Annotated in this window: 19 protein-coding genes; 8 read left to right on the top strand and 11 right to left on the bottom strand. The window is 71.6% G+C overall.

The genetic code is table 11. The features are described from left to right. Positions 1-10 precede the first annotated feature (10 nt). Positions 11-439, bottom strand: coding sequence for an AMP-binding enzyme (locus tag E5N76_RS22780; protein WP_187830334.1), 429 nt, complete (start codon positions 437-439; stop codon positions 11-13). A 211-nt stretch (positions 440-650) separates the two neighbouring features. On the opposite strand from E5N76_RS22780, the gene E5N76_RS22775 reads away from it, so the two are divergent. Next, positions 651-962, top strand: coding sequence for a hypothetical protein (locus E5N76_RS22775; protein ID WP_149539635.1), 312 nt, complete (start codon positions 651-653; stop codon positions 960-962). A gap of 90 nt (positions 963-1,052) precedes the next feature. Here the strand turns inward: E5N76_RS22775 and E5N76_RS22770 are convergent, their stop codons facing one another. The 6 genes from E5N76_RS22770 to E5N76_RS22745 all read right to left on the bottom strand — a co-directional run bounded on the left by E5N76_RS22770 (position 1,053) and on the right by E5N76_RS22745 (position 7,776). Continuing rightward, positions 1,053-1,415: a hypothetical protein gene (locus tag E5N76_RS22770; protein WP_149539634.1), complete on the bottom strand. Its 363-nt coding sequence runs from the start codon at positions 1,413-1,415 to the stop codon at positions 1,053-1,055. Positions 1,416-1,465: 50 nt separating this feature from the next. Then, positions 1,466-3,103, bottom strand: a complete 1,638-nt coding sequence (locus E5N76_RS22765) for an amidase (protein ID WP_207792079.1) — start codon at positions 3,101-3,103, stop codon at positions 1,466-1,468. 5 nt (positions 3,104-3,108) lie between these two features. Beyond that, on the bottom strand, positions 3,109-4,731 hold the full coding sequence (locus tag E5N76_RS22760) for an amidase (RefSeq protein ID WP_149539632.1): 1,623 nt from the start codon (positions 4,729-4,731) through the stop codon (positions 3,109-3,111). Between the two features lie 363 nt (positions 4,732-5,094). Beyond that, positions 5,095-5,856, bottom strand: a complete 762-nt coding sequence (locus E5N76_RS22755) for an SDR family NAD(P)-dependent oxidoreductase (RefSeq protein ID WP_149539631.1) — start codon at positions 5,854-5,856, stop codon at positions 5,095-5,097. A 12-nt stretch (positions 5,857-5,868) separates the two neighbouring features. After that, positions 5,869-6,858: an acetamidase/formamidase family protein gene (locus E5N76_RS22750; protein ID WP_149539630.1), complete on the bottom strand. Its 990-nt coding sequence runs from the start codon at positions 6,856-6,858 to the stop codon at positions 5,869-5,871. A gap of 228 nt (positions 6,859-7,086) precedes the next feature. After that, complete coding sequence (locus tag E5N76_RS22745; RefSeq protein WP_149539629.1) at positions 7,087-7,776, bottom strand: cyclase family protein; 690 nt, start codon at positions 7,774-7,776, stop codon at positions 7,087-7,089. 416 nt (positions 7,777-8,192) lie between these two features. Between E5N76_RS22745 and E5N76_RS22740 the strand changes: the two genes are divergently transcribed. The 4 genes from E5N76_RS22740 (at position 8,193) to E5N76_RS22725 (ending at position 16,325) form a co-directional block, all read left to right on the top strand. Beyond that, a complete protein-coding gene (locus E5N76_RS22740) occupies positions 8,193-11,510 on the top strand; it encodes a transglutaminase family protein (RefSeq protein ID WP_149539628.1) in 3,318 nt (1,105 codons plus the stop codon). Between the two features lie 193 nt (positions 11,511-11,703). Next, positions 11,704-14,220, top strand: a complete 2,517-nt coding sequence (locus E5N76_RS22735) for a circularly permuted type 2 ATP-grasp protein (RefSeq protein ID WP_149539627.1) — start codon at positions 11,704-11,706, stop codon at positions 14,218-14,220. 16 nt (positions 14,221-14,236) lie between these two features. Then, positions 14,237-15,148 carry a transglutaminase family protein gene (locus E5N76_RS22730; RefSeq protein ID WP_149539626.1) on the top strand — a complete coding sequence of 304 codons (912 nt, stop codon included), beginning with the start codon at positions 14,237-14,239 and terminating at the stop codon, positions 15,146-15,148. Positions 15,149-15,266: 118 nt separating this feature from the next. Then, the gene (locus E5N76_RS22725) at positions 15,267-16,325 is read left to right on the top strand and encodes a zinc-binding metallopeptidase family protein (protein WP_149539625.1); all 1,059 of its coding nucleotides are present in this window, start codon (positions 15,267-15,269) and stop codon (positions 16,323-16,325) included. Positions 16,326-16,725: 400 nt separating this feature from the next. Here the strand turns inward: E5N76_RS22725 and E5N76_RS22720 are convergent, their stop codons facing one another. Next, positions 16,726-17,778: an Ldh family oxidoreductase gene (locus E5N76_RS22720; RefSeq protein ID WP_149539624.1), complete on the bottom strand. Its 1,053-nt coding sequence runs from the start codon at positions 17,776-17,778 to the stop codon at positions 16,726-16,728. Positions 17,779-17,984: 206 nt separating this feature from the next. After that, positions 17,985-18,731 carry an enoyl-CoA hydratase/isomerase family protein gene (locus E5N76_RS22715; protein ID WP_149539623.1) on the bottom strand — a complete coding sequence of 249 codons (747 nt, stop codon included), beginning with the start codon at positions 18,729-18,731 and terminating at the stop codon, positions 17,985-17,987. Positions 18,732-18,910: 179 nt separating this feature from the next. On the opposite strand from E5N76_RS22715, the gene E5N76_RS22710 reads away from it, so the two are divergent. The 3 genes from E5N76_RS22710 to E5N76_RS22700 all read left to right on the top strand — a co-directional run bounded on the left by E5N76_RS22710 (position 18,911) and on the right by E5N76_RS22700 (position 22,056). After that, positions 18,911-19,375, top strand: a complete 465-nt coding sequence (locus tag E5N76_RS22710; protein ID WP_149539622.1) for a MarR family transcriptional regulator — start codon at positions 18,911-18,913, stop codon at positions 19,373-19,375. Between the two features lie 73 nt (positions 19,376-19,448). Then, complete coding sequence (locus E5N76_RS22705) at positions 19,449-20,513, top strand: HlyD family secretion protein (protein WP_187830333.1); 1,065 nt, start codon at positions 19,449-19,451, stop codon at positions 20,511-20,513. Continuing rightward, complete coding sequence (locus E5N76_RS22700) at positions 20,506-22,056, top strand: MDR family MFS transporter (protein WP_149539620.1); 1,551 nt, start codon at positions 20,506-20,508, stop codon at positions 22,054-22,056. The genes E5N76_RS22705 and E5N76_RS22700 overlap by 8 nt, the downstream gene beginning before the upstream one ends. A 372-nt stretch (positions 22,057-22,428) precedes the next feature. Here the strand turns inward: E5N76_RS22700 and E5N76_RS22695 are convergent, their stop codons facing one another. Next, positions 22,429-23,163, bottom strand: a complete 735-nt coding sequence (locus E5N76_RS22695; RefSeq protein ID WP_149539619.1) for an aspartate/glutamate racemase family protein — start codon at positions 23,161-23,163, stop codon at positions 22,429-22,431. A gap of 196 nt (positions 23,164-23,359) precedes the next feature. Then, positions 23,360-24,271: a TauD/TfdA family dioxygenase gene (locus E5N76_RS22690; RefSeq protein ID WP_149539618.1), complete on the bottom strand. Its 912-nt coding sequence runs from the start codon at positions 24,269-24,271 to the stop codon at positions 23,360-23,362. Positions 24,272-24,396: the final 125 nt, after the last annotated feature.

Genomic DNA, 24,396 nt, shown 5'->3' with positions numbered 1-24,396 from the left:
CCCGCATTCCTCATGCCGATTGCCCTTCCGCCGCGAGGTAGAGGTCGAGCAGCACATGCCGCCTCGGCTTGCCCATGGCGTTGCGCGGCAAGGCGGGCAGGGCGAGGAATTTGCGCGGCTGCTGGTCATTCGCCAGCCGCCTGCCGACATGGCGGCGCAGCCGGCGGAGGTCGAATTCCTCCGGCCTGGCGGAGACACAGGCGAGGCCCGCCACCTCCCCCAGCCGCGGTACGGCGAAGGCGGCGGCCTCGACCAACTGCGGGTCATCGACGAGTGCCAGTTCGACATCGGCGGGGATGACGTTGATGCCGCCGGTGACGATCACCTCCTTGCTGCGGCCGAGGAAGAAGAGGTAGCCGGCTTCGGCCACCAGGGCCGGCTTGTCCGGCTGGCGCCGGGCAGCGGCGAAGAAGCGTCCGGAGAGGGTCACGATCCGCACCTTTTGTTGCGGCCCGGCGCGGCGGGCGCCGGCCGAGCGCCTCGGCAATGGCACTCTGCTGCGGAGTTCGTAAAAAGCGGGCTAATGCGGCGCTTCATCTCCGCTTAACCCCCGCCCGCCAGCTTGCCCCCCAAGGCGGCAAAAAACCGTCCCGTCATGCCGAGGAGCCGGTGGGGCCATACGGGATGGCCGCGAGGTCACCCGCCGGGTGATGAACTGGCTGCTGACCGATGTGCACCGGCGGGTGACGGACAACCACGACGCGGAGCGCTACCGGGAGGGCAAGGCGCTGCGAAGTTGCCGCCCGCGGCTGGCCATCTCGTTCTGCCACCAGCCGGAGGATCTTTTTGCCATCCCGCTCTGGCTGCATGGGCTTGGCCTGGGCTACCGCTTCTTCCTGGACCGCTACACCATCTTCGATGAGGAGACGGTGCTCTACGCCACCGCCGATCAGGTCATCCGGCTGAACGTCAGGAATTCCCGGCTGCTGAGGCGGACTTTCTCCCCGGGCGCGGAGAGATAGCCCTCGTCATCCCCGGTCGCCGGTTGACCAGCGTATTGGCGCCGATGAAGCAGCGCCCACCGACGCCGAGGCCCTGAGCGACGCAGGCATTCACCCCGAAGAAGCCATGCGCGCCGATGCGGCAGCCGCCGGCGATGGCACGGCGGGGTCGAAGACGCGCTCCACCTGGCTGAAGGGCACCAACGGACGACCGCAGAATTCGGTGGCATTGCAGAAGGCGTCGACGGTGAAGCCGGCTACCTTCCAGCAATGCCGCACATGGGAGTGGAAGACCCCCGCCATGGAGCCATTGCCGTAGATGACGAGTTGCACGCCGCGCGCTTCCCTTGCCTGCCCGGCCTTCCCGGTGTCCTGCCCGCGGAGTTCGCCGGATTTCCAGCGAACGGCGCAGACAAGCAGGCCACTGGAGATGATGGCGAGTATCCCGATGCCGAAGCCGCAGGACATCGGCATCGGGACACCAGGGCGGAGGGCCAGGCGGCCGCAACCAACGCGTGCAGGCTTCAGGCGGTATAGCCCGTGAAGCGGAAGATGTTGGCCGGGTCGCCGGCAAAGCCGCGCGGCTTGCGCAACCGCGCCGCCATCGCCCAGACATAGGGGGCGGCGCCGGCCAGCAACTCGAATTGCCGCTCGTTCAAGGTCAGCCCGGCGCGATGCGCGGCCAGGGCCACGGCGCCGCGCTCGGCCTCGGAGAGCTCGGCGGGGGTGGGGTCCGGCACCGGCGGCAAGGCGGTGGAGAAGGCGGCCTTCGGGTCCAGCGCCGGGCGGCGGTTGCGCCACTCGGTGGCCCGCTCATAGGCATCGGCGATGCGCAGCACCTTCGCATCCTCGAAGGGCCGGCCGACGAGCTGCATGGAGAGCGGCAGCCCCTCCGGCGAGAAGCCGATGCATTGCGCCAGCGCCGACCCGCCCAGCACGTTGAAGGGGGTGGTGAGCGAGCCCTTCTGCCAGAAATGGAGGGTCCGCCAGCTCTCGAACCGCGCCGCCGGGCCGGGGCCGGCGGTGAGCAGCGCGTCGTACTTCGCGAAGAGGGGCCGCACCTCCTCCACCATCACCCGCCGCTCGCGCTGGGAATTCACCACATCCTCGCCGCGGATCAGGATGGCGGCAAGCGAGCGGCCGAGGAAATCCTCGCCGAACAGGGAGGGGTCGCGGCGCAGCCCGGCCTCGTGCACGGCGTAGAGCTCGCTCTCCGCGCCGATGATCTTCACGTCGTAATACTCTTGCGCCGGGCGGATGCGCACCTCCTCCAGCACCGCGCCCAACCCCCGCAGCGTGTCCATCGCCGCTTCCATGGCGGCGCGGACCACGGGCGGGACGGGCACCTCCACCTCGAATTGCTGGCGCAGTACGCCGATGCGCATGCCCTTGATGTCGCCGCTCAGCGCCGCCACGTAGTCCGGCACCTCGCGCCGCGCGCTGGCCGGATCCAGCGGATCATGCCCCGCCAGCCCCTGCAGCAGCAGCGCGCAGTCGCGCACCGTCCAGGTCATCGGGCCGGCATGGTCGTAGGAGAAGCTGTTGGCCCAGATGCCGCGGCGGCTGACCAGCCCATAGGTCGGCTTCAGCCCCGCCAGCCCGCACAGCGCTGCGGGATTGCGGATGGAGCCGCCGGTATCGGACCCCAGCGCCCCCATGGCCAGCCCCGCCGCGACGGCCGCACCGGAGCCGGAGGAGGAGCCGCCGGTGATGTGCTCCCGCCCCCAGGGGTTGCGCGCCGGCGGCCAGGGCAGGTCGAAGCTCGGCCCGCCATGCGCGAATTCATGCGTCGCCAGCTTGCCGAGCAGCACCGCCCCGGCCTCCGCCAGCTTTGCGACCGTCGCCGCATCCTCCTTCGGCACGAAATCCTGCGCGCTGCGGGAATGGCCCGTCGTGCGGATGCCGGCGGTGCAGTAGATGTCCTTTACCGCATAGGGGATGCCGTGCAGCGGGCCGCGATACCGCCCCGCCGCAATCTCCGCCTCCGCCGCCCGCGCCTGCTTCAGCGCCAGATCCGCCGTCACGGTGAGATAGGCGTTGAGCTGCGGGTCGAGCGCCTCGATCCGCGCCAGGAAGGCCTCGGTCAGCTCCACGGGGGAGAGTTTCCGCGCCGCGATCAGCTCCGCGGCCTCGGCGATGGTCAGGTAATGCAGCTCGGTCATCGCCGTCACTCGCCCTCGAAGCTCACGGTATTGGCCAGCTCGGCACCGAAGGGGAGATCCGCCGGCAGCACCTCCGCCAGCGCCTCCACATGCCGCATCGCCTCGCAGAGCTGGGCGAAGTGGTGGTCGTCCAGCTCGAGCGCGGCGCGCTCCGCCAGCGTGGCGTAGGTGGCGCGCATAACCGGGTCCGGCGGCGGGGCGGACTGGTCGGCAGGGCCGTCCTCGATCGGCGTTGCCGGCAGCACGGGCCGCTTCGCGCGCCAGGGAGTCGCCGCCTCATAGGCCTGGCCGGCGCGCAGCAGCAGCGCCTCGGCGAAGGGCGGCGCGGCGAATTGCATGGAAAGCGGCAGGCCGGCCGGGCCGAAGCCGTTGCACAGCGAAAGGGTCGGAAGCTGCGCGACGTTCCATGGGTTGGTCAGGGGCGGCGAGGCGAAATTCGCCTCCGCCCGCATCGGCGCCATCACCGGCGCCTCGCCATAGGTGGTGGCGGTCAGCAACAGGTCGACATCCTTGAACGCCTCCAGCGTCTGCTGCAGCAGCAGGCGCTGCATCCGCTGGGCACGAATGTAGTCCGTGCCGGTCACCAGCGCGCCGGGGGTGATGCGGTAGCGGAAGACCTCGCCGTAATCCTCCGGACGCGTGCGCAGCCAGTCGCCATGGATGGCGAAGCTTTCGGCCAGCGCGGTGATGCGCATGCAGCCCTGATAATCGGCCAGCGGCGCCAGGGCGATGTCCCGCACCTCCGCGCCCAGGCCGCGCAGCACTTCCACCGCCGCATCCATGGCGGCGATGGTGGCGTCGCTGGCGGGGCGGTCCTTCTCATACCAGTGCCGCACCAAGCCGATGCGCAGGCCCTTCACCCCCTCCCGCAGCCCGGCCAGGTAGTCCGGCACCGGCACGTCGGCGCTGCCCGGGTCCAGCGGATCATGGCCGGCGATGATCTGCAGCAGGATGGCGCAATCCTCCACCGTCCAGGCCAGCGGCCCGGCATTGTCCAGGGTGAAGGAGAGCGGCAGCACGCCGCGCTTGCTGACGCGGCCGAAGCTGGGCTTCACCCCCGCCGTGCCGCAGAAGGCGGCGGGCAGGCGGATGGAGCCGCCGGTGTCGCTGCCCATCGCCCCCGGCGCCATCGCCGCAGCGACGGCGGCGCCGGAGCCGGAGGAGGAGCCGCCCGGGAAGCGGGCGAGGTCCCAGGGGTTGCGCGCCGGCGGGAAGGCGAGGTCCCAGGACGGGCCGCCGGTGGCGAATTCATGCGTCGCCAGCTTGCCCAGCAGCACGCCGCCCGCCTCGCGCAGCTTGCGTACCGTGGTGGCGTCCTCCGCCGGGATGCGCGTGCGGCAGCGGCGGCAATGGCCGGTGGTGGGGATGCCGGCGGTGTCGAAGATATCCTTCAGCGCGAAGGGCACGCCGTGCAGCGGCGAGCGCGGGCCGTCGCGCCGGATATCCGTCTCGGCCTGCTTCGCCGCCGCCAGGGCCTGGTCGGCGGTGAGGGCGACATAGGCCCGCACCACGCCATCCACCGCCGCGATGCGGTCCAGATAGGCCTGGGTCAGCTCCACCGGCGAGAGGTCGCGCGTGGCGATGCGCCGCGCCGCCTCGGCGATGGTCAGTTCATAAAGCGCGCTCATGCCCGATCCTCCGGCGGTTGCCCTTCCGTCGCCTGCCCGCGGGCCTGGGCGGGGCGGGGCAGCCCCGCCCACGCATCCGCGCCATCAGTTCCGTACATTCACGCTCTCCACGCAGCATCCGGCATGCCTTCCGCCGTCGGCGCGGGCGCAGCGAGGTGCGACCGCTCGACCTCCGGCCGAAGGCGGTGCGCTGGCGAACTCCCCAGGCGTCTTCTGCGCGCAGCCTGACAGCGGGGGGCCAGGTGGTCAACGCGCGCCCGGACTGCCCTTGCAGCTTCGCCGCGGAAGCCTGCGCGCGGCCCCGGCAATGCGCCGATCTCCATCGGGCCCCCAGGGTGCTGCACCGGCAGCGCCAGGGGAAGGCTAAAGCTGCACGCCCCGCGTCAGCGCCCCGTCGATCACCAGGTTGGTGCCGGTGGTGAAGGAGGAGGCAGGGCTGGCCAGGAACGCCACGCCGCGCGCGATCTCCTCCGGCGTCGCCATGCGGCCGGTGGGGTTCAGCGCCAGCGCCTCGGCGAACAGCTTCGGGTTGTTCTGTTCGATCCACTGCCAGATGCCACCGGGGAAATAGGTGTTGCCCGGGGAGACGGTATTGGCGCGGATGTTCTTCCCCGCCAGGCGGAAGGCCAGCCCCTGCGCATAATGCACCAGCGCTGCCTTGAAGGCGCCATAGGCCGGGCCGGTGAAGTCGATCTCCCTTCCGGAGACCGAGGAGATGAGCGTGATGGAGGCCGATTTGCTCGCCTCCAGGAAGGGCATGGCGGCGTTCACCAGGCGGACGCTGTGCATCAGATCCGTCTCGAAGCCCTTCCTCCAGGCCTCCTCGTCATCCTGCACCGCCAGGGCCGAGACATTGGCGACGACGATGTCGATGCCGCCCAGCGTCGCCGCGCTGGCCGCGACCCAACCCTCCAGCGCCGCCTTGTCCGCGACGTCCACCGCCTGGCCGAAGGCGTTCACGCCCTTCGCCCGCAGCGCGGCGACCGCCGTCTCCACCTCCGCCGCGTTGCGGGCGCAGATCGCGACATCGGCGCCCTCCGCCGCGAACAGCTCCGCGCAGCGCAGCCCGATGCCCTTGCTGCCGCCGGTCACCAGGGCCTTCAGCCCCTGCAGCCCGAGATCCATGGCGCGCCTCCCTCAGCCGATCCAGGATTTCAGCAGCAAGGCGCCCAGCGTGTATTTCGGGTCCACCATGTTGCCGACCCGCATCTTCCCCGCCTGGGTGCAGAGGAAATAGGCCTCCGATTCCTCATAGCCATAGTCGTCCACCAGCCAGCGGATCAGGTCGCGATAGGCGATGCGCGCCGCATCCTCCATCGGCCGGGCGCTGCCGACGGACATGATGAATTCCTCCGTCTCCAGCCGCACGCCGGGGATGGACCAGCCCTTGATGAGATCGACCTGCACCGTCGCGTAGGCGGGAATCTCCACCGCCACGCCGCAGAGCTCGCCATCGCCCTGCCTGCCGTGGCAGTCGCCGAGATAGAGGAACGCCTCCTTGTGATGCACCGGGAAATAGACCACGGCGCCGGGCGCCACATCCGGCAAATCCATGTTGCCGCCCCAGTAGTCGGGCTGCAGGGAGGAGACGGCCTCGATCTCCGGGCTGACGCCGAGCGTGCCGATGAAGGGCTCATAGGGCAGGGTCACGCGGTCGCTGAACACCACGCCGCCCTCCGGCGTCACCACCATCTTCTTGACGCGCTCCGGCAGCGGCTTGTTCAGCATCGCGGTGGTGCCCGTCGCGACCAGCCCGCCGAATTCCGGGATCAGCGCGGTGGTGCCCACGGGCTGCGGGCCGCGCGGCAGGATGGAGAGGATGTGGACGGCGAGCGCATCGCCCTTCTCGGCGCCCTCCACGGCAATGGGGCCGTTCTGCGGGTTGAGGAAGGGCATCTTCAGCAAGGCCGAGGGGCTGTCGCTCTCGCTCCTGATCTTGCCCTCGAAGGCGTCATGCGTCTCCGCCACCACCACGTCGCCGGGCCTGATGCGGAGCACGGGCGCGGCATAGGGGCCGTAGACGTAGCGATACTCGCCCTGCACCGCCTCGGTCAGCTCATGCGTCGCGCCGCGCCGGCCGCGGGCGACGCCCTTGCGGCCCATGTAGGAATGCTCGATCCAGCTCATGGCACGTCTCCCGGGGGTGGACGTGGTGGGTGAGCAAGAACCGGGCCGGTTGGGGAAGGGCGCTGGTGGCGGCAGGGCCGCGGTCCCCAAACCCCCACCCGCCAAGGGCCGCAGGGCCCTTGGAACCCTAGAGTTTTGCGCTTCGGCCGACGGGTCCAAGACTCATGGTTTCCAAAGGCCCTTCGGCCTTTGGCGGGGAGAGCTCGAGAGGGGCAGAGCCCCTCTCGATCAGTCCAACCAGGCGACAGCCCGGATCGGGCTCCCCGTCCCGCCGCTGATCTTCAGCGGAAACCCGATGAACCGGAACCTTCCCTTCCCCACCAGCTGCTCCAGGTTCACCAGCCCCTCGATATGGGTGAACCCCATGTCGCGGCACACATGGTGCACCTCGAAATTATTCCGCCCCGGCCGGCCGGGCGAGACCGCCTCCACCCCGAAGGCGGTGATCCCGAACTTCCCCAGCCAGGTCGCGCTCTCCTTCGTCAACCCGGGGAAATCCGTGATGTAGCCCTCCGTCCCCCAGGTGCGGCGGTAATGGTCCATATGCAGCAGCACCGTGTCGCGCGGCTTGATCTCCACCCCCGCCGCCGTCACCGCCGCCTCCAGGTCGGCGATCGAGATGTCGCTCTTCAGCGGCTTGTGGGAGAGGTCGAGGCACACCGCCTCGGTGAAGAAATTCTCCAGCGGCATCTCGTCGATGCCCTTCGCCCCCGGCCGCTCGTCGAAATGCCGCGGCGCGTCCACATGGGTACCGGAATGGTCGCCCATGTTCAGCAGCATGACGGCGGAGGAGAAGGCATAGCCCTCCGCCTCCCGCTTCTCCGCATGCGTGGTGAACTCCGAAAGGCTGATCATCGGGTGGTTCGGCAGCCGCGGCATCTTGTGGGTGATGGTGCGGGACAGGTCGATCAGGCGCATGGCACTCCCCTGGCGCTGGCAAGCGCCGGAGTATGAACCCCGGGCGAGGCCCGGCAAGCTGGCACCCGCATTGCATCGCTCCGCCACCCGAAGGGAGGACCCGATGCGCCGCCGCCGCCCTGATCCGCTCCCTGGCCGGCCTCTGGGCTTGCCTCCTGGGGTGCCTGCCCTGACCCCCCGGCCGCCCGCTGAAGCCGGCCCCGCCGCGGCGGGCGCCCAGGCCCCGCGCCGCCGTCCCCGCGCTGCCTGCCCGCTGGGCAACCCGGCCCCTGGCCAGGGCATCCCGCCCATCGCCCCGTCCCGTGCCGCGCATGGCTCCGCCCCGATAACGTCGGTGCTGCGCCCGGCGCTTTCTGGCTCTATGCGCCGCCGAACCGAGGCCCGCACTGGGCCATAGCCCTGGAAAAGCCCGCCCGATGCCGCTGCACGTCGCCCTGACCCACCGCACCGCCTACCGCTATGACCGGGCCGTCTCCCTCGGCCCGCAGACCATCCGGCTGCGCCCCGCGCCGCATGCCCGCACGCCCACCGTCAGCTACGCGCTGAAGATCGAGCCGAAGCCGCATTTCCTCAACTGGATGCAGGACCCGCAGGGCAACCACCTGGCCCGCGTGGTCTTCCCCGAGCGCGTCACGCATTTCGACGTCACCGTGGATCTCGTCGCCGACATGGCGACCATCAACCCCTTCGACTTTTTCCTGGAGCCGGAGGCGGAGACCTGGCCCTTCGCCTACGACCCCGTGCTGGAGCAGGAGCTCGCCCCCTTCCGCAAGCTGGAGAAGCCGGGGCCGCTGCTGGCCGCGCTGATCGCGGAAGCGCAGAAGGGCCAGCAGCGCACGGTGGACATGCTGGTCGGCCTCAACCGCGCCGTGCAGGAACGCATCGCCTATGTGGTGCGGCTGGAGCCCGGCGTCTGGACGCCGGAGGAGACGCTGACCAACGGCAAGGGAAGCTGCCGCGACAGCGCCTGGCTGCTGGTGCAGTTGCTCCGCCATCTCGGCTATGCCGCGCGCTTCGTCTCCGGCTACCTCATTCAGCTCGTCGCCGATGTGAAGCCGCTGGAGGGCCCCGAAGGCCCTGCCGAGGATTTCACCGATCTCCACGCCTGGGCCGAGGTCTATCTGCCCGGCGCCGGCTGGATCGGCCTCGACGCCACCTCCGGCCTGATGGCCGGCGAGGGCCATATCCCGCTGGCCGCGACGCCGGAGCCGGTCTCCGCCGCCCCGATCACCGGCCTCGTCGAGAAGGCGGAGACCAGCTTCGAATTCCATATGGAAGTGCGCCGCGTGCGGGAGACGCCGCGCGTCACCAAGCCCTATACCGAGGCCCAGTGGCAGGACATCCTCGCCCGTGGCCAGACGGTAGACCGGGCGCTCAAGGCCGGCGATGTCCGCCTGACCATGGGCGGCGAGCCCACCTTCATCGCCGCCGACGACATGGACGCGGCGGAATGGAACACCGCCGCCCTCGGCCCCACCAAGCGCCACTATGCCGGAAGGCTGCTGCGCCGCCTCGCCGCCCTGTGGTCCCCCGGCGCGGCGCTGCAATACGCCATGGGCAAGCAGTATCCCGGAGAGCCGCTGCCGCGCTGGGCGCTCTACTCGCATTGGCGGAAGGACGGGGAGAAGGTCTGGCGCGACCCGGACCTGCTCGCCTCCGACGACGACCGGGACACCGCCACCGCCGAGGACGCCGCCCGCTTCGCCGGCATCCTGGCGGAACGACTCCAGGTGGACCCCGCCCTGGTCCACCCGGCCTATGAGGACATCCACTACTACCTGTGGCGCGAGAAGCAGCTCCCCGCCAATGTGGTGGTGGAGGATGCGAAGCTGCGCGACCCGCTGGAGCGCGCCCGGCTGGCGCGAGTCTTCGCCCAGGGCCTGGCCAGCCCGGTGGGCAGCGTGCTGCCGCTGCGCCGGGTGATGCAGGATGGCAGCCGCCGCTGGCAATCCGGCCGCTGGTTCTTCCGCAGCGACCAGCTTTTCCTCATCCCCGGGGACAGCCCCATCGGCTTCCGCCTGCCGCTGGAAAGCCTGCCCTGGCTCTCCGAGGAAGACGCCGCCCGCAACTTCGAGACGGCGCCCGACCCCTTTGCCCCGCAGCCCCCCCTGCCGCCGCGCCAGGCCTTCGAGCGCCCGCGCCGGCTGGCGGAGGGCCCGGCCATGGGCGCCGAGGAGTTCCGCCCGGTGCCGCAGGAACTGCCTGTGGTGGGGCGGAGCGACCCGGGCGTGGTCCGCACCGCGCTCTCCGTGGAGGCGCGGAACGGCCTCCTCCACATCTTCTTCCCGCCGCTTTTCCAGGCGGAGGATTGGCTGGACCTGACCGCCGCCATCGAGGCGACGGCGCGGGAGGCCGGCCGCCAGGTGGTGCTGGAAGGCTACCTGCCGCCGCGCGACGACAGGCTGCTGCACTTCTCTGTCACCCCCGACCCGGGCGTGATCGAGGTGAACATCCACCCCAGCGCCTCCTGGGCCGAGCATGTGGAGCGCACCGGGCAGCTCTATGAGGAGGCTCGGCAGACCGGGCTATCCGCTGAGAAATTCATGCTTGACGGAAGGCATGTCGGCACCGGCGGCGGCAACCACGTGGTGATGGGCGGCGCCTCGCCGGCGGAGAGCCCCTTCCTGCGCCGGCCGGATTTGCTGAAGAGCCTGCTCGGCTTCTGGCACAACCATCCGAGCCTCTCCTACCTGTTCAGCGGGTTGTTCATCGGCCCGACCAGCCAGCATCCGCGGGTGGACGAAGCGCGGCAGGACAGCCTGGCGGAGCTGGAAGTCGCCTTCTCCCGGATCAAGGCGAAGCAGGAGACGCCGCCCTGGCTGACCGACCGGCTGTTCCGCAACATCCTGGCGGACATGACCGGCAACACCCATCGGACGGAATTCTGCATCGACAAGATGTACGCGCCGGAGAGCAGCTCCGGCCGGCTTGGCCTGGTGGAGTACCGGGCGCTGGAGATGCCGCCGCATGCCCGCATGTCGGCGGCGCAGATGCTGCTGATGCGCAGCGCGATCGCCGCCTTCTGGCAGACGCCCTATGACCGCCGCCTGGTCCGCTGGGGCACCCGCCTGCACGATGAGTTCATGCTGCCGCACTATGTCCAGCAGGATTTCGCTGATGCGCTGCGGGAGCTGGGTGATCTCGGCTTCCCGCTGGAGGAGGGCTGGTTCGCGCCGCACCAGGAATTCCGCTTCCCGCGGATCGGGGAAGTGACCTTGCGCGGCATGGGGCTGGAGTTGCGCCATGCGCTGGAACCCTGGCACGTACTGGGGGAGGAGCCGGCGGCGGGCGGCACGGCGCGCTATGTTGACAGCAGCACGGAACGCCTGCAGGCCCGGGTCTCCGGCTGGGTGGAGGAACGCTACGTGCTGGCCTGCAATGGCTATGAGGTGCCGCTGACCGCGACGGAAACCCAGGGGGAATACGTCGCCGGCATCCGCTTCAAGGCCTGGGACCCGCCCTCCGCGCTGCACCCGACCATCCGGGCGCAATCGCCCGTTGTGCTGGATGTGTATGACCGCTGGACCGGGCGCAGCCTGGGCGGGCTGACGCATCACGTCTCGCATCCTGGCGGGCGGAATTACGAGACGCTGCCGGTGAACGCCAACGAGGCCGAGGCCAGGCGGCGCACGCGGTTCCAGCCCTTCGGGCATACGCCCGGGCCGATGGCGGCGCCGCAGAAGCTGCCGGCGCGGGAGCAGCCGCGGACGCTCGATCTGCGGCGGGGCGCATGAGGGGGGCTTTGCCCCCCTCAACCCCCCACCAAAGGCCGAAGGGCCTTTGGAAACCATTCGTTTGCGCTCCACGGTTCAACCTGCCGACTCAAGGGTTCAAAGGGCCTTTCGGCCCTTGGCGGGTGGGAGCTCGAGGGAGGGTCGCGCCGCAAGGCGCGCCTTGCGGCGCGACGCCCTTCCTCGAACACCGGCGGTGAATACCCTGGACGAAATGGTGGACGGCCATGGCGGCTTCCGCCCGCATTGGCGCCCCCTGCTCGCCGCCCTCGGCCAGCTCGGCCGCGAGGTGCTGACCGAACGCGCCCAGCAACTCGACCGCGCCTTTGCCGAGGAGGGCATGACCAGCCTCCTCCCCGGCCCGGTTTCCGCCCCCGCCGCCTGGCGCTGCGACCCCATCCCGCTGATCCTCGACCCCGCCGAATTCGACTCCCTGGCCGAGGGCCTGGCCCAGCGCGCCGCCCTCCTCGAACGCGTGCTCCGCGACGTCTACGGCCCCCAGCACCTGCTGGCCGAGGGCGCCCTGCCCCCCGCCCTGGTCTACGCCAACCCCGCCTTCCTCCGCGCCTGCCGCCACCCCGCCGGCCATGCCGGCCCGCTGCTGCAAAGCTACGCCGCGGATCTGCTGCGCGGCCCGGATGGGCGCTGGCGCGTCCTGGCGGACCGCACCGCCGCCCCCTCCGGCATCGCCCATGCGCTGGAAAACCGCCGCGCCATGGCCCGCCACATTCCGGAATTCGCCCGGGTGACGGAGCTGCGCCGCCTGCTGCCCTTCTTCGACATCTGGCAGGACGCCTTGCAGCGCCTGGCCCCGGCGGAAAACCCCGGCGTCGCCCTGCTCACCCCCGGCCATGCCAGCCCGCTCTGGTTCGAGCATGTGGTGCTGGCCCGCGAGCTGTCCTGCGCCCTGGTCGAGGGCGGCGACCTCACGGTGCGCGACGGCGCCCTCTACCTGAAGACCCTGCGCGGGTTGCAGCGCGTGGACGTGCTGCTGCGCCGCCAGGATGGCCGCACCATCGACCCGCTGGAGGCGGAGCAGAACACGCTGCAAGGCGTCGCCGGCCTGCTGGATGCCGCCCGCACCGGCACCGTCCGCATCGCCAACGACCCTGGCACCGGCTTCGCCGAGGCGCCGGCCCTCGCCGCCTTCCTCCCGGCCCTCGCCCGCCGCCTGCTGGGCGAGGAGCTGCGCCTCCCCGGCGCCCATACGCTCTGGCTCGGCGACCCCTCGGCGCGGGACCAGATAGGCCATGGCTTCGACCGCTGGCTGGTGCGCAGCGCCGTGGACGGCACCGTCCGCTCCATCCGCGCCGGCGCCCTCTCCCCCGCCGATCGCCATTCCCTGGCCCAGCGCATCCTGGCGGCGCCGGGGGAGTATGCGGTCTCCGAAGCCCTGGACGGCTCCTTCACCCCCTGCCTCTCGCCGGAAGGGCTGGTGCCGCGCCCGGTGATGCTGCGCCTTTTCCTGGTCTTCGACGGCCAGCGCTGGCACGCCCTGCCCGGCGGCCTCGCCCGCACCCTGGCGGCGCCCGACCCTGCCTCCGGCCGCCGCCCGCGAACGGCGCTGGCCAAGGATGTCTGGGTGCCGGCGCAGGACGGCCTGGACATCCTCGGCCCCCGCTCCCTGTCCATCGCCGCCCTGCCCATCCGCCGCGGCAGCGGCGACCTGCCGAGCCGCGTGGCGGATAATTTCTTCTGGCTCGGCCGCTACCTGGAAAGGCTGGAAAGCGCCGCCCGCCTGTTGCGCGCCGGCGCCGCCCGCCTCGCCCGCCCCAGCCCGACGCCGCGCGAGGCGGTGGAGCTGAAGAGCCTCTGCGCCTGCCTCGCCCGGGCGGAGCTGCTGGATGCCGAGACCGCCCAGGCCGGCCTCGCCGGCATCGGCACCGGCGCGCTCAGCCGCGCCCTGCTGCGGGCGATGCGGGAAGGGGGGCCGGTGGCCGGGCTGCTCGGCCAGGTCTCCCGCCTCACGGAGTTGCTACGGGACCGGCTGACCGGGGAGATGCACCTCGCCCTGCAGCGCGGCCTGCGGCAGCTTCGGGACGCGCTGCGCGGCATCGCCCCGGCGCGCGATGCGGCGCGGGAGCTGGAACAGCTCGACCAAACCTGCGCCCTGGTGCTGGGCTTCGCCGCCACCGTCGCCGGCCTCGCCGCGGAGAACATGGTCCGCGGCGGCGGCCGGCTCTTCCTCGATCTCGGCCGGCGGGTGGAGCGGGCGCAGAATGTGGTGGCGGAGCTCGCCCGGGCGCTGGACCAGCCCGGCGCCGCCACCCAGCCGGCGCGGCTGGAGCCGGGGCTGCGCCTGGCGCTGGAGCTGCGCGATTCCGTCATCACCTATCGCAGCCGCTATCTCACCGTCATGCAGCCGGCGCCGGTGCTCGACCTCGTGCTCGCGGATGAGGGCAATCCGCGTGGCCTGGCCTTCCAGTTGCGCGCCGCCAGGGACACACTGGCCGACCTGGCCGGGGAGGCGGAATCCTCCCTGGTGACCCTGGCCGAGCAATTGCTGGAGGAGACGCGCGACATGGTGCGGGAGGTGGCGGCATCCCCCGCCCAGGCGGAGGCCGCGATCCGGCTGCTGCCGCGGCTGAAGGCGATGGAAGGCGCGGTGGCGGCGCTCTCGGACCGCGTCAGCCGCCGCTACTTCGCCTTGCTGCCGGCGCCGCAATCCCTCGGCCATGGCAGCAGCACGGGCCGGCTGCGCGGCGCGGCGTGAGGGACGGGGTCCGCCCTTGAGGTACCGCGTCCGCCACAGCACGGCCTATGCCTACCGCCACACGGTGGATCTGGCGGCGCATCTGCTGCATCTGACGCCGCGAACGCTGCCCTTCCAACGCGTGGAGGCGGCGCGGATCACCGCCGCCCCCGCCGCCTCCCGCCGGCGGGAGGGGGTGGATCATTTCGGCAATCCCTGCACCTGGCTGTTCCTCGATGAACCCCATGCCGCCTTCGAGGTGACGGCGGAGGCGGTGGTGGAGGTGCGCTTCCCCGCGCCGCCGCCAGCGGCCGCGACGCCGGATTGGGCGGTGGTGGCGGAGGCCGCCCGGCAGGGCGGGCCCGGCGCCTGGGAGGCGGCGGAATTCCTCTTCGAAAGCCCGATGCTGCCCGGCCTGCCGGCGGCCACCGACTGGGCTGCCCCCTGCTTTCCCGCCGGGCGGCCGGTGCTGGACGGGCTGCTGGCGCTGAATGCCCGCTTCCGCCAGGAATTCGCCTTCCGCGCCGGCGCCACCAGCCTGGAAACCCCGGTGGCGGAGGTGCTGGCACGGCGGGAGGGGGTCTGCCAGGACTTCACCCATCTGATGATCTGCGCCCTGCGCGGCCTCGGCCTGCCGGCGCGCTACGTCTCCGGCTATATCCGCACCCGCCCGCCGCCCGGGCAGAAGCGGCGGCTGGGCGCCGACCAGAGCCATGCCTGGGTGGGCTGCTGGCTGGGGCCGCTGCATGGCTGGGTGGACCTCGACCCCACCAACGATCTGGTGGCGCAGGAGGAGCATGTGGTGCTGGGCTGGGGCCGGGATTTCTGCGATGTCAGCCCCCTGCGCGGCGTGGTGCTGGGGGGCGGCGCGCACAGCCTGACCATCGGGGTGGATCTGGAGCCGGTGGAGCAGCCGGCCCCGGCGGGGCTGCCGGCCGAGGCGAAATAAGGGCGGGAGAGCGCCCGCACCCGGCCAGAGGGCAGGCGGGCCAGGGGGCAGGCGGGTCGGTGCCGGCGGAACTCCGGCCGCGGCGGCGCGTCCTGGCCGCGCGGGAGGGGTCCCGGCCATGAAGTTGTTCCGCTGCCAGCATTGCAGCCAAGTGCTGTACTTCGAGAACACGCTCTGCGAGCGCTGCGGCCACCGGCTGGGCTTCCTGCCGGAAGCCGCCACGCTCTCCGCCCTGGCGCCGGAGGGCGAGGCCTGGCGCCCTCTGGCCGCGCCCGGGCAGCGCCGGCTGTTCTGCAGCAACGCGCAATACGCCGCCTGCAATTGGCTGGCGCCGGAGGATGGTTCGGAAGCGCTCTGCGCCGCCTGCCGGCACAACCGGATAATCCCCGACCTGACGGTGGCGGAGAATCTGCCGCCCTGGCGCCGCATCCAGGATGCTGCGCACCGGCTGATCTACAGCTTCCAGCGGCTGAAGCTGCCGCTGGCCAACCGCATCGAGGACCCGGCGCATGGCCTGGCCTTCGATGTGCTGGCGGACCCGCCGGAGGGCAGCGCGCCGCCGGTGATGACGGGGCATGAGGAGGGGCTGATCACCATCGCGCTCGCCGAGGCCGACGATGCCGAGCGCGAGCGCCGCCGCACCGCCATGGGCGAGCCTTACCGCACCCTGCTCGGCCATTTCCGCCATGAATCCGGCCACCATTACTGGGATCTGCTGGTGCGGGATGGCGGCAAGCTGGAGGAATGCCGCGCGGTGTTCGGCGATGACAGCCAGGACTACGCTGCGGCGCTGCAGGCGCATTACGCCCGGGGCGCGCCGCCGGACTGGCAGAACGCCTATGTCAGCGCCTATGCCGCCGCCCATCCCTGGGAGGATTTCGCCGAGACCTGGGCGCATTACCTGCACATCGTGGACACGCTGGAGATGGCGAGCGCCTTCCGCCTCAGCGTGCAGCCGCGCGTGGCGAGGGGCGACGAGCTGGATACGCAGATCGAATTCGACCCGTACAGGGTGCGCGACGTCGCCGCCCTGGTGGAGGCGTGGCTGCCGCTGACCTATGCGGTGAACAGCCTGAACCGCTGCATGGGCTCGCCGGATCTCTACCCCTTCGTGCTGTCGCCGCCGGCGATCGAGAAGCTGGGCTTCGTGCATCGGCTGGTGCACGGGCAGAAGTAGCCCCCCGACTGGGACGTACCGTCCGGGCGCGCAAGCGCGCGCTCGACACCGTCGAGCGCCTCCCTCGGAACAGCCACGGTGCCGCAAGCGAGTCAAGGCTGCGGCTTCGCCGCACAGCGCGACGCGCGGCTACGGCCCTGACTTGCTTGCGGCACTATGGCCCGGGCAATGGCGGCCTTCGCCCGACACCCCGCGAAGCAAGCTTCGCGAGGACGCCGTCGTCGTCGAAGGCCCTTTCAAGGGCCTTCGCTTGCGCGACGGATGGCCTTCGCAGCGCCTGCCTGAACCTGCCGCCGCCCATTGCCCTTCCGCGGCTTTGCCGCGGCAGGCTGTGCCGCCCTTCGGGAATGCAGCGACTCCCGGGGGCCCCCACGAAGCCGCGCAGCGGCTTCGTGGGGAGCTAAGCGAAGCCCAGCTTCGCCGCGATGCCACCCTCCTGCGCCAGCTCGCCGAGCTTCTTCCAGGTGGCGTCCTCGATCTCGACACCCTCCGCGGCGCGCTGCTGCTCCGCCCGGTGCTCCACCTCGCCCGGATAGAGGACGCCCTTGCTGCCCTTGGCCGGCGGCGTCTCCTTCAGGTAGTGCGCGAACTCCCCCACCTCCTTGCGGAAGGTCAGCAGCGGGCGGAAGGCCTCCACCTTGATGGCGATCAGGAAGCAGCCGTCATTGTGCCGCCCGCTGGGCTCCACCCCGAAGCCGAGGCCGGTGAGGATGCCGCAGAACACCTCGCCCATCGCCGCCAGCGCGGTGCCCTTGTAGCCCTCGCCGGCGCCGCCCAGGGGCAGCAGCGCGCCGCCCTTGATCTTCTTCGGGTCGGTGGTCAGGTCGCCCTCGCTATCCACCACCCAGCCGCGCGGAATCTCCTGCCCGCGCGCCTCGGCCAGCTTGATCTTGCCCATCGCCACCGCCGAGGTGGCGAAATCCATGCAGAACGGCCCGTCCAGGTCGGACGGCACCGCCATCGCCCAGGGGTTGGTGCCGAGCCGCGCCTCCCGCCCGCCGAACGGCGCCACGCCCTTCGGGGAACGGCCGCTATCGGCCCAGGCCATGCCGATCATCCCCGCCTTCGCCGCCATCAGCGGGTAGCTCGCCAGCCGCCCGACATGGCCCTGGCGGAACACGGTACAGGCGGCGATGTTGGTCTGCTGCGCCTTCTCGATGGTCAGCGCCATCGCCTTCTCGTTGATGACGTAGCCGAAGCCCCAATTGCCATCCACCACCGTCGTCGCCGGCGATTCCTGCACGATGGTGAAGGGTGCGCCCGGCACGATATGCCTGACCCGCACCCGCTCGATGTAATTTGGCAGCATGATGACGCCATGGCTGTCATGCCCGGCGAGGTTGGCATTCACCACATGCCGGGCGACCGTCGCCGCCTCCTCCTCCGGCACGCCATTCGCCATCAGCAGCGCACGGCCGATCTCCCGCAGCTTCTCCGCCTGAACCTTCGGCATGGTTCCTCTCCCTATCCCAGAGCGTGATCGCTTTCGGTGGCCTCACCGGAAGCGTGAATCACGCGATCATACAAAGACCTGGAGCATGAGCCATGAGCGCAAGCGAACGGACCATGCTCCAGAGCGTGATCGCTTTCGGTGGCTTCACCGGAAGCGTGAGTCGCGCGATCCAGCAAATGGCCGGAGCGGGACGGGCCGAGCGAAGCTCAACCCGCCCCGCCCTGGCGTTGCGCCGCGACGGCGGCGCGGTAGTCCAGAATCCGTTGCTTCAGCCCCGGCCGGGCGGCGGAGCGGACCAGCGCGGCGAGGTCGGCATCGTCGTCCGCCGCCCGCGTGCGGGCATGCAGCAAGGCCACCGTCTCCGGCGCCAGCCGGGACGCGGTGGCGGCGATGCGCGTCAGCGCCTCGGGCAGCTCGACCTCCGTCAGCACCGCGGTGGCGAGGCCGGCCTCCAGCGCCGCCTGGTCCACCAGCGTTTCGCCGCCCAGCAGCACCGCCCGCGCCCGCCCGGCGCCGATCCGCGCCGCCAGCCGCGCCGTGCCCAGCACCAGGCCGAAAGCCGGGCCGGGAAAGGCGAAGCTCGCCCCCGCCTGCGCGATCCGGTGATCGCAGACGGCGAAGAGATCCGCGCCGGCGCCGAAGCTGCGCCCCTGCCCCACCGCCACCGTCACCACCGGTGCGGCATGCAGGCGCTGCAGCAATTGCTCGATCCGCACCACCCGCAGCAGCAGATCGCCATCGGACAGCGCCTCGAGATCCGAGAGATCGAAGCCGGTGCAGAAATGCTTCCCCGCCCCGCGCAGCACCAGGCAGCGCGCGCCCTCGGCCAGCGCTGCCGTCACCGCCGCCTCCAGCGCCGCGACCAGTTCCAGCCCGAGCGCATTGCCGCGCTCCGGCCGGTTCAGCCGGAGCGTGGCGACGCCGCCTGCCTGTTCCACCTGCACCAGCGTCACGCGGCTGGGTTCCGCTGCGGCCAGGGCATCTGCTGCAACGCAGCATGGCCTGGGCGAAGATTGCGCATCGGCCGCTCCTCCTTCCCCGCCATCCTGCGGCGGCTCGCACCAGCGCGAAACCCCCCATGGCCGGCAATATCTAGTTTGCTCATCATTCGTCTGCGTCCTAGTCTCGCGTCATGCGGGACGGTTCCAGCCTCGCCCATACGCAATGGCACATCGGCATCGCGATCGCGCAGATCGCCAGGCGCTGGCGCGCGCGGCTGGATTCCCGCATCGCGGAGCACGGGCTGACGGAGGCGCGCTGGCTGGCGCTGCTCACCCTCTCCCGCCTCGGGGACGGGATGACGCAGAAGGCGCTGGCCACCAGCCTGGCCATCGAGGGCCCGACCCTGGTGCGGACGCTGGACTGGCTGCAGGCGGAAGGGCTGGTGGAACGGCGCGAATCGGCGCAGGACCGCCGCGCCAATACGCTGCATCTGACGGACAGGGCCCGGCCGCTGATCCAGCGCATCGAAGCGGTGGCCACCCAGGTGCGGGCGGAAATCCTCGCCGGAATCCCGGAAGCCGATTTGCGTGCCTGCCTCGCCGTGCTGGACCGGGTGGCGGCCGGCCTCGCCGCCCCGCCCGCCGAAGGCGGCTGAAATGGACATCGGCCCAGGCAGCGTACGGAGCAGCGCGCCCGGGGTCACGCGGAACAGGGGCCGGGCGCTGCGCATGACCGCGCTCGGGCTGGCGCTGCTCGGCGCGCTGGCCGGCGCCGCCTGGTTCACCCATCGGCTCCTCACCCTCGTCATCGTCGATGATGCGCGGGTGGCGGCGGATATGGTCACCATCGCCTCCCGCGTGCCGGGCTGGGTGGCGGAGGTGCGGGTGATTGCCGGCGATACGCCGGGCAAGGACAGTCTGCTGGTCCGCATCGACAGCCGGGAATCGGAAATCGCCCTGCGCGAGATCGAGGCGCGGCTGGCGACGCTGGCGGCGCGGCGGGCGGAGCTGGAGGCGCGGCTCTCCATGGTGGACCGCCAGACGGAGAGCGCCGCCGCCGGTGCCCGCGCCAAGCTGGAAGTGGCCCGTGCCGCCCTGCCGGCGGCGGTCGCGGAGCGCGTGCTGGCCGAAGCGGAATTCGAGCGCGCCCAGATGCTGGTGGCGAGCGGCAGCGGCACCCGCCAGCGCCAGGACCAGACGCGCAGCGCGCTGGACACCGCGCGGCAGAAGGTGCTGGGCGCCACTGCCGAGATCCTCAGCGCCGAGGCGCAGATCGCCGCCAGCGAAGCGGCGCGGGAGGAGCTGGTGGTGCTGCGCCGCCAGCTCGAAGCCCTCGGCCCGCAGCAGCGGGAGCTGGAGGCGCAGCGCGACCGCGCCGCGCTGGACCTCGCCGACCGCCGCATCCTGATGCCCTTCGACGGCAGCATCGACCGCGTCTTCATCGACCCCGGCGAATATGTCGCCGCCGGCCAGCGCCTGCTGATGCTGCACGACCCCGCCCGCGTGCGGGTGGAGGCGAATGTCAAGGAGACGGAGATCCGCTGGTTCCGCCCCGGCACCCATGTGCAGGTGATGGTGGACGCCCTGCCCGGCCAGCGCTTCGAGGGCGTAGTGGAACGCGTCGCCGGCGCCGCCACCAGCGAATTCGCCCTGCTGCCCAGCCCCAACCCCTCCGGCAATTTCACCAAGATCACCCAGCGCCTGCCGGTGCGTGTGGTGCTGCAGCCGCCCCCCGCGCCCGGCCTGCTGCGCCCCGGCATGATGGTGCAGATCGAGGCCGCCGCGATTGAGTGAACGGACGCTGGAGAGCCTCGGCGCACGCTTCGGCCCCAGCTATCGCTGGCTGGTGACCACCACGGCGATCATCGGCACCCTCTCCACCATCCTCGCCTCCACCATCGTCAACGTGGCGCTGCCGGACATAATGGGCGCCTTCGGCATCGGCCAGGACCATGCGCAGCTTCTCTCCACCGGCTTCCTGGCGGCCGTCACCGGCACGATGCTGCTGAACGCCTGGTTCACCGAAAGCTTCGGCCACCGCGCCACCTATCTCGGCGCCGTCGCGCTGTTCCTGGCGGGCTCCGCCCTCTGCGGCTTCGCGCCGAACGAGGCGGTGCTGATCCTCGGCCGCATCCTGCAGGGCGCCTCGGCGGGGATGATGCAGCCGCTCGGCACCCAGATCATCTTCCTGGTCTTCCCGCCGGAGAAGCGCGGCTCCGCCATGGGCCTCGCCGCCGTCGGCATCGTGCTGGCGCCGGCGCTGGGGCCGACCCTGGGCGGCGTGCTGGTGGATAATTACGGCTGGCGCAGCGTCTTCATCCTCTCCGTGCCGCCCACCTTGCTCGGCACCGCGCTCGCCGTGGTCTTCATGCCGGACCGGGCGGAGTCCGGGCCGCGGCGGCGCTTCGACCTGCCGGGCTTCCTGCTGCTGATCGCAGCGCTGCTCGCCCTCTTCACCGGGCTTTCCACCGGGCAGCGGGAGGGTTGGGGGTCCGAGCCGGTGGTGGGCGCGCTGGCCGCCGCCGCCCTGGCCATCACCGGCTTCCTGCTATGGGAATTGTTCACGCCGGCGCCGCTGCTGAACCCGCGCATCTTCGCCCATCGCGGCTTCGCCGGCGCCTTTGCCGTCGCCATCGTCTACGGCGCCTGCATCTTCGGCACCACCTACCTGTTGCCGCTCTTCGTCCAGACGGTGCAGGGCTATACCGCGACGCGAGCCGGGCTGGTGCTGATGCCGGCCGGGCTCATCATGCTGGTGGTCTTCCCGGTGGCGGGGCGGCTGGCGGATGCGCTGCCGCCCTGGCAGCCCGTGGCCTTCGGCCTGGTGCTCTTCGCGCTTTCCTCCTGGCTGCTGCGCGGCGTGCATACCGACACGCCCTTCTGGTCCATGGCGCTGATGATCCTGCTCGGCCGCGTGGGGCTGGGGTTTACGATGCCATCCATGAATGCCGGCGCGCTGCGGGCCTTGCCGCCGCGCTTCCTCGGCCAGGGGGCAGGGGGGATCAATTTCGCCCGGCAATTCGGCGGGGCGCTGGGCGTCAACCTGCTGGCCGTCGCGCTGGAGCGGCACACAGAGCTGCACGCGCAATCCCTGACGCCGAGCCAGGATGGCGGCGGGGCCGGGACCCTGGAGTTCATCCGGCAGTCCCAGGCGCTGCTGGCACAGGACGGGGTGCCGGAGACGGAAACCCTGGCCGGGGCCTATGAGCTGCTTTCCCGCGCGGTGGCGGCGCAGGCGAGCATGCTGGGATTCCGGGACAGCTTCCTGTGGGTGGCGCTCGCCTGCCTGGCGGCGGTGCTGCCGGCGCTGGCGACGCGGCGGAAGCGGCCAGCCTAGAGCATTTTCAAGTCCGGCGGAATCGCCGGACGCCGCGGAAAACTGTAGCAGGCGGATTGGAACGCTAGAGCGGGATCGGTTGAGCTGCGCTCACCCGCCCCGCTCTAGCTCATTGTTCGGTCGCGTGATTCACGGTTTCGGTCGATTCAACCTCAACCGATCACACTCTATCTTATTGATGGTAGAGCAGATTCACGCCTCCGGGCGATTCCGCCCTCCGGCGATCTGCTCTAGATGCGCCATTTGTCGAGCTGGGAGCTGGAGACGACCCTCGACGCCTGAACCATGGGGCTCCAAAAGCCTTTCGGCCCCTGGTGGGTGGGGGTTCGAGGGAGGGTCGCGTCGTAAGGGCGCGCCTTACGACGCCCTCCCTCAACACCCGCGCAGCAGCTTCGCCAACGTCGGCGCCACCCCCGCCACTTCCCTGCCCTGCGCCAAAGCAAAGCTGCCGGCTTTCGGCTTCGGCAGCTTCAGCCGCACCAGCATTTCCAGCAGCCCGACGCCGCAGGCGATGCCGTCCAGCAGCGGCACCGGGCATTCGGGCTGCAGCTTCGGCGCCATGCCGGCGAGCGCGGCGCCGCCCAGCACCACCGCATCCGCCCCCTGCGCCACCAGCGTGCCCAGCCCCGCTTGCAGCTTGCGGCCCACACCCTCCGGGTCGCGCACCGCCTCCTGCGGCGTCGCCGCCACCGCCAGCAGCCCGGCCAGGCGGGTGGAAAGCCCGTGCCGGGCGATGCGTTCGCGGTAGGTCTCCGTGCTGCCGAAGGTGATGAGGCCGAAGCGCCCGCCCAGCAGGCAGGCGGCGAAGCAGGCGGCCTCCGTCATGCCCACCACCGGGCAGGGCAGCGCCTGGCGCGCCGCTTCCAGCGCGGTGTCGTGGCTGACGGCCAGCAGCACGCCATCCACCTTCCCGGCGTGCTCGGCCAGCAATTCCAGCAGGGCGTGGCCGGCGACGATGTCCTCCGCCCGCGTGGCGATGACGGCGGGGCCGAAGCGCGGCGTCGCCGGGATGATCTCGGTGCCCGGCGCGGCCGCGCCGCGCGCCGCCGCGGCGCAGAGTTCGGTGATCGCCTCCGTGGTGTTGGCGTTCGCCACCAGCAGCTTCATGGTCCCGGTCCCCCGCGCGGCTCGGCGCCCAGAGTGCGGCTTGGGTGCACCGGCCGCCACCCGTGCTTCGCCGACGGGGCCGCGGCGCTGCCGCACGGGCCGCCCCTTGCCCTGCCGCGGCAGGCTGGGCGAGGCCTCCACTGTCGAGCGACTCCCGGGTCCCCCCACGGCGTTGCGCAGCAACGTCGCGGGGGTTTCACCCGCCCACCAACCCGGGCGGGGTAGCAACGCCGCCGCGTGGTGCCCCGGCGGCGGTCTCGCCGAAGACCTGGCGGAAGCTCTCCGGCAAGGCACGGCTGCCGGGCAGGGCCAGCCACAGCCGCAGCAACTGCCGCGCCGCTTCCGGCGCCGCCACCGCCCCGGCCGCCACCCGCTTCCAGACCAGGTGCGGGTTGTGCAGCAGCACGTCGCCGGCATGCAGCGGAATGGTCAGCGCCTGGCCGGGGGCGGCGGCCGCCTCATCCAGCGCCGCCAGCGCCGCGAGCTGGGCCTCATCCAGCGCCGTCTCCAGCATCGAATCCCGGTCATACCGCCCGACGAAGGCCCCGCTGGCCGTGCTGAACACCGGCAGGGAAAGCGGCGTCTCCGCCCCCAGATGCGGGAAGGGCTGGTGTAGCACGGCAAGCGCCGCGCGGTCCGCCTTCATCAGCGCGTTGTGCAGGGCAGGGGCGGAGACCAGCGTCACCACCCCGCCCTCCCGCGCCTGCTGCAGGCAGAGCAGCGCGACGGCATCGGCCGGGTCGGCGTGGAAGCGTGGCGGCCCCCCGGCCTCCACCCCTGCTCCTGGCCCCGCCAGGCGGCCCACCAGAGCGCCCGCGGCGTCCTGCGGCAGGGGCGTGCCCAAGGCCTGGCCCAGCGCCAGCAGCGCCGCCTCGGGCGCCGGCAGCTTCTCGATCGGCAGGCCGCGCAGCAGCACGAAGCCGCGGCCATGCTCCAGCCGCTCCGCCACCGGGCCGAGCAGGGGGGCCAGCTTCGCCGCCGGGTCTGGCTCGGCCAGGGCAGCCGCCAGCTCGGCGCCGACCGGCAGCATCCAGTCCGCGGGGGTCAAGGCGGCGCCGCTCCAGACGGAGGGACCGGCCTGGGGGGTGAGCCGGGGGGGTGGGGTCATGGGCGAAAGGGTAGCAGGGCCGCCCCCCTTTCCGCATCCTTCCTTCCATGCAGCCCTGCCATCCCCGCGGAGGGGCCCGCCGGCGCATCGGGGGTTGTGGCGGGGCGGGGAAGCGGCAAACCTCC

The organism is Siccirubricoccus phaeus (genome assembly GCF_008360935.1).
GTDB classification, from domain to species: Bacteria; Pseudomonadota; Alphaproteobacteria; order Acetobacterales; family Acetobacteraceae; genus Siccirubricoccus; species Siccirubricoccus phaeus.
The sequence above is the reverse complement of the archived record's forward strand: the minus strand, read 5'-3'. Positions and strand labels throughout refer to the sequence as shown.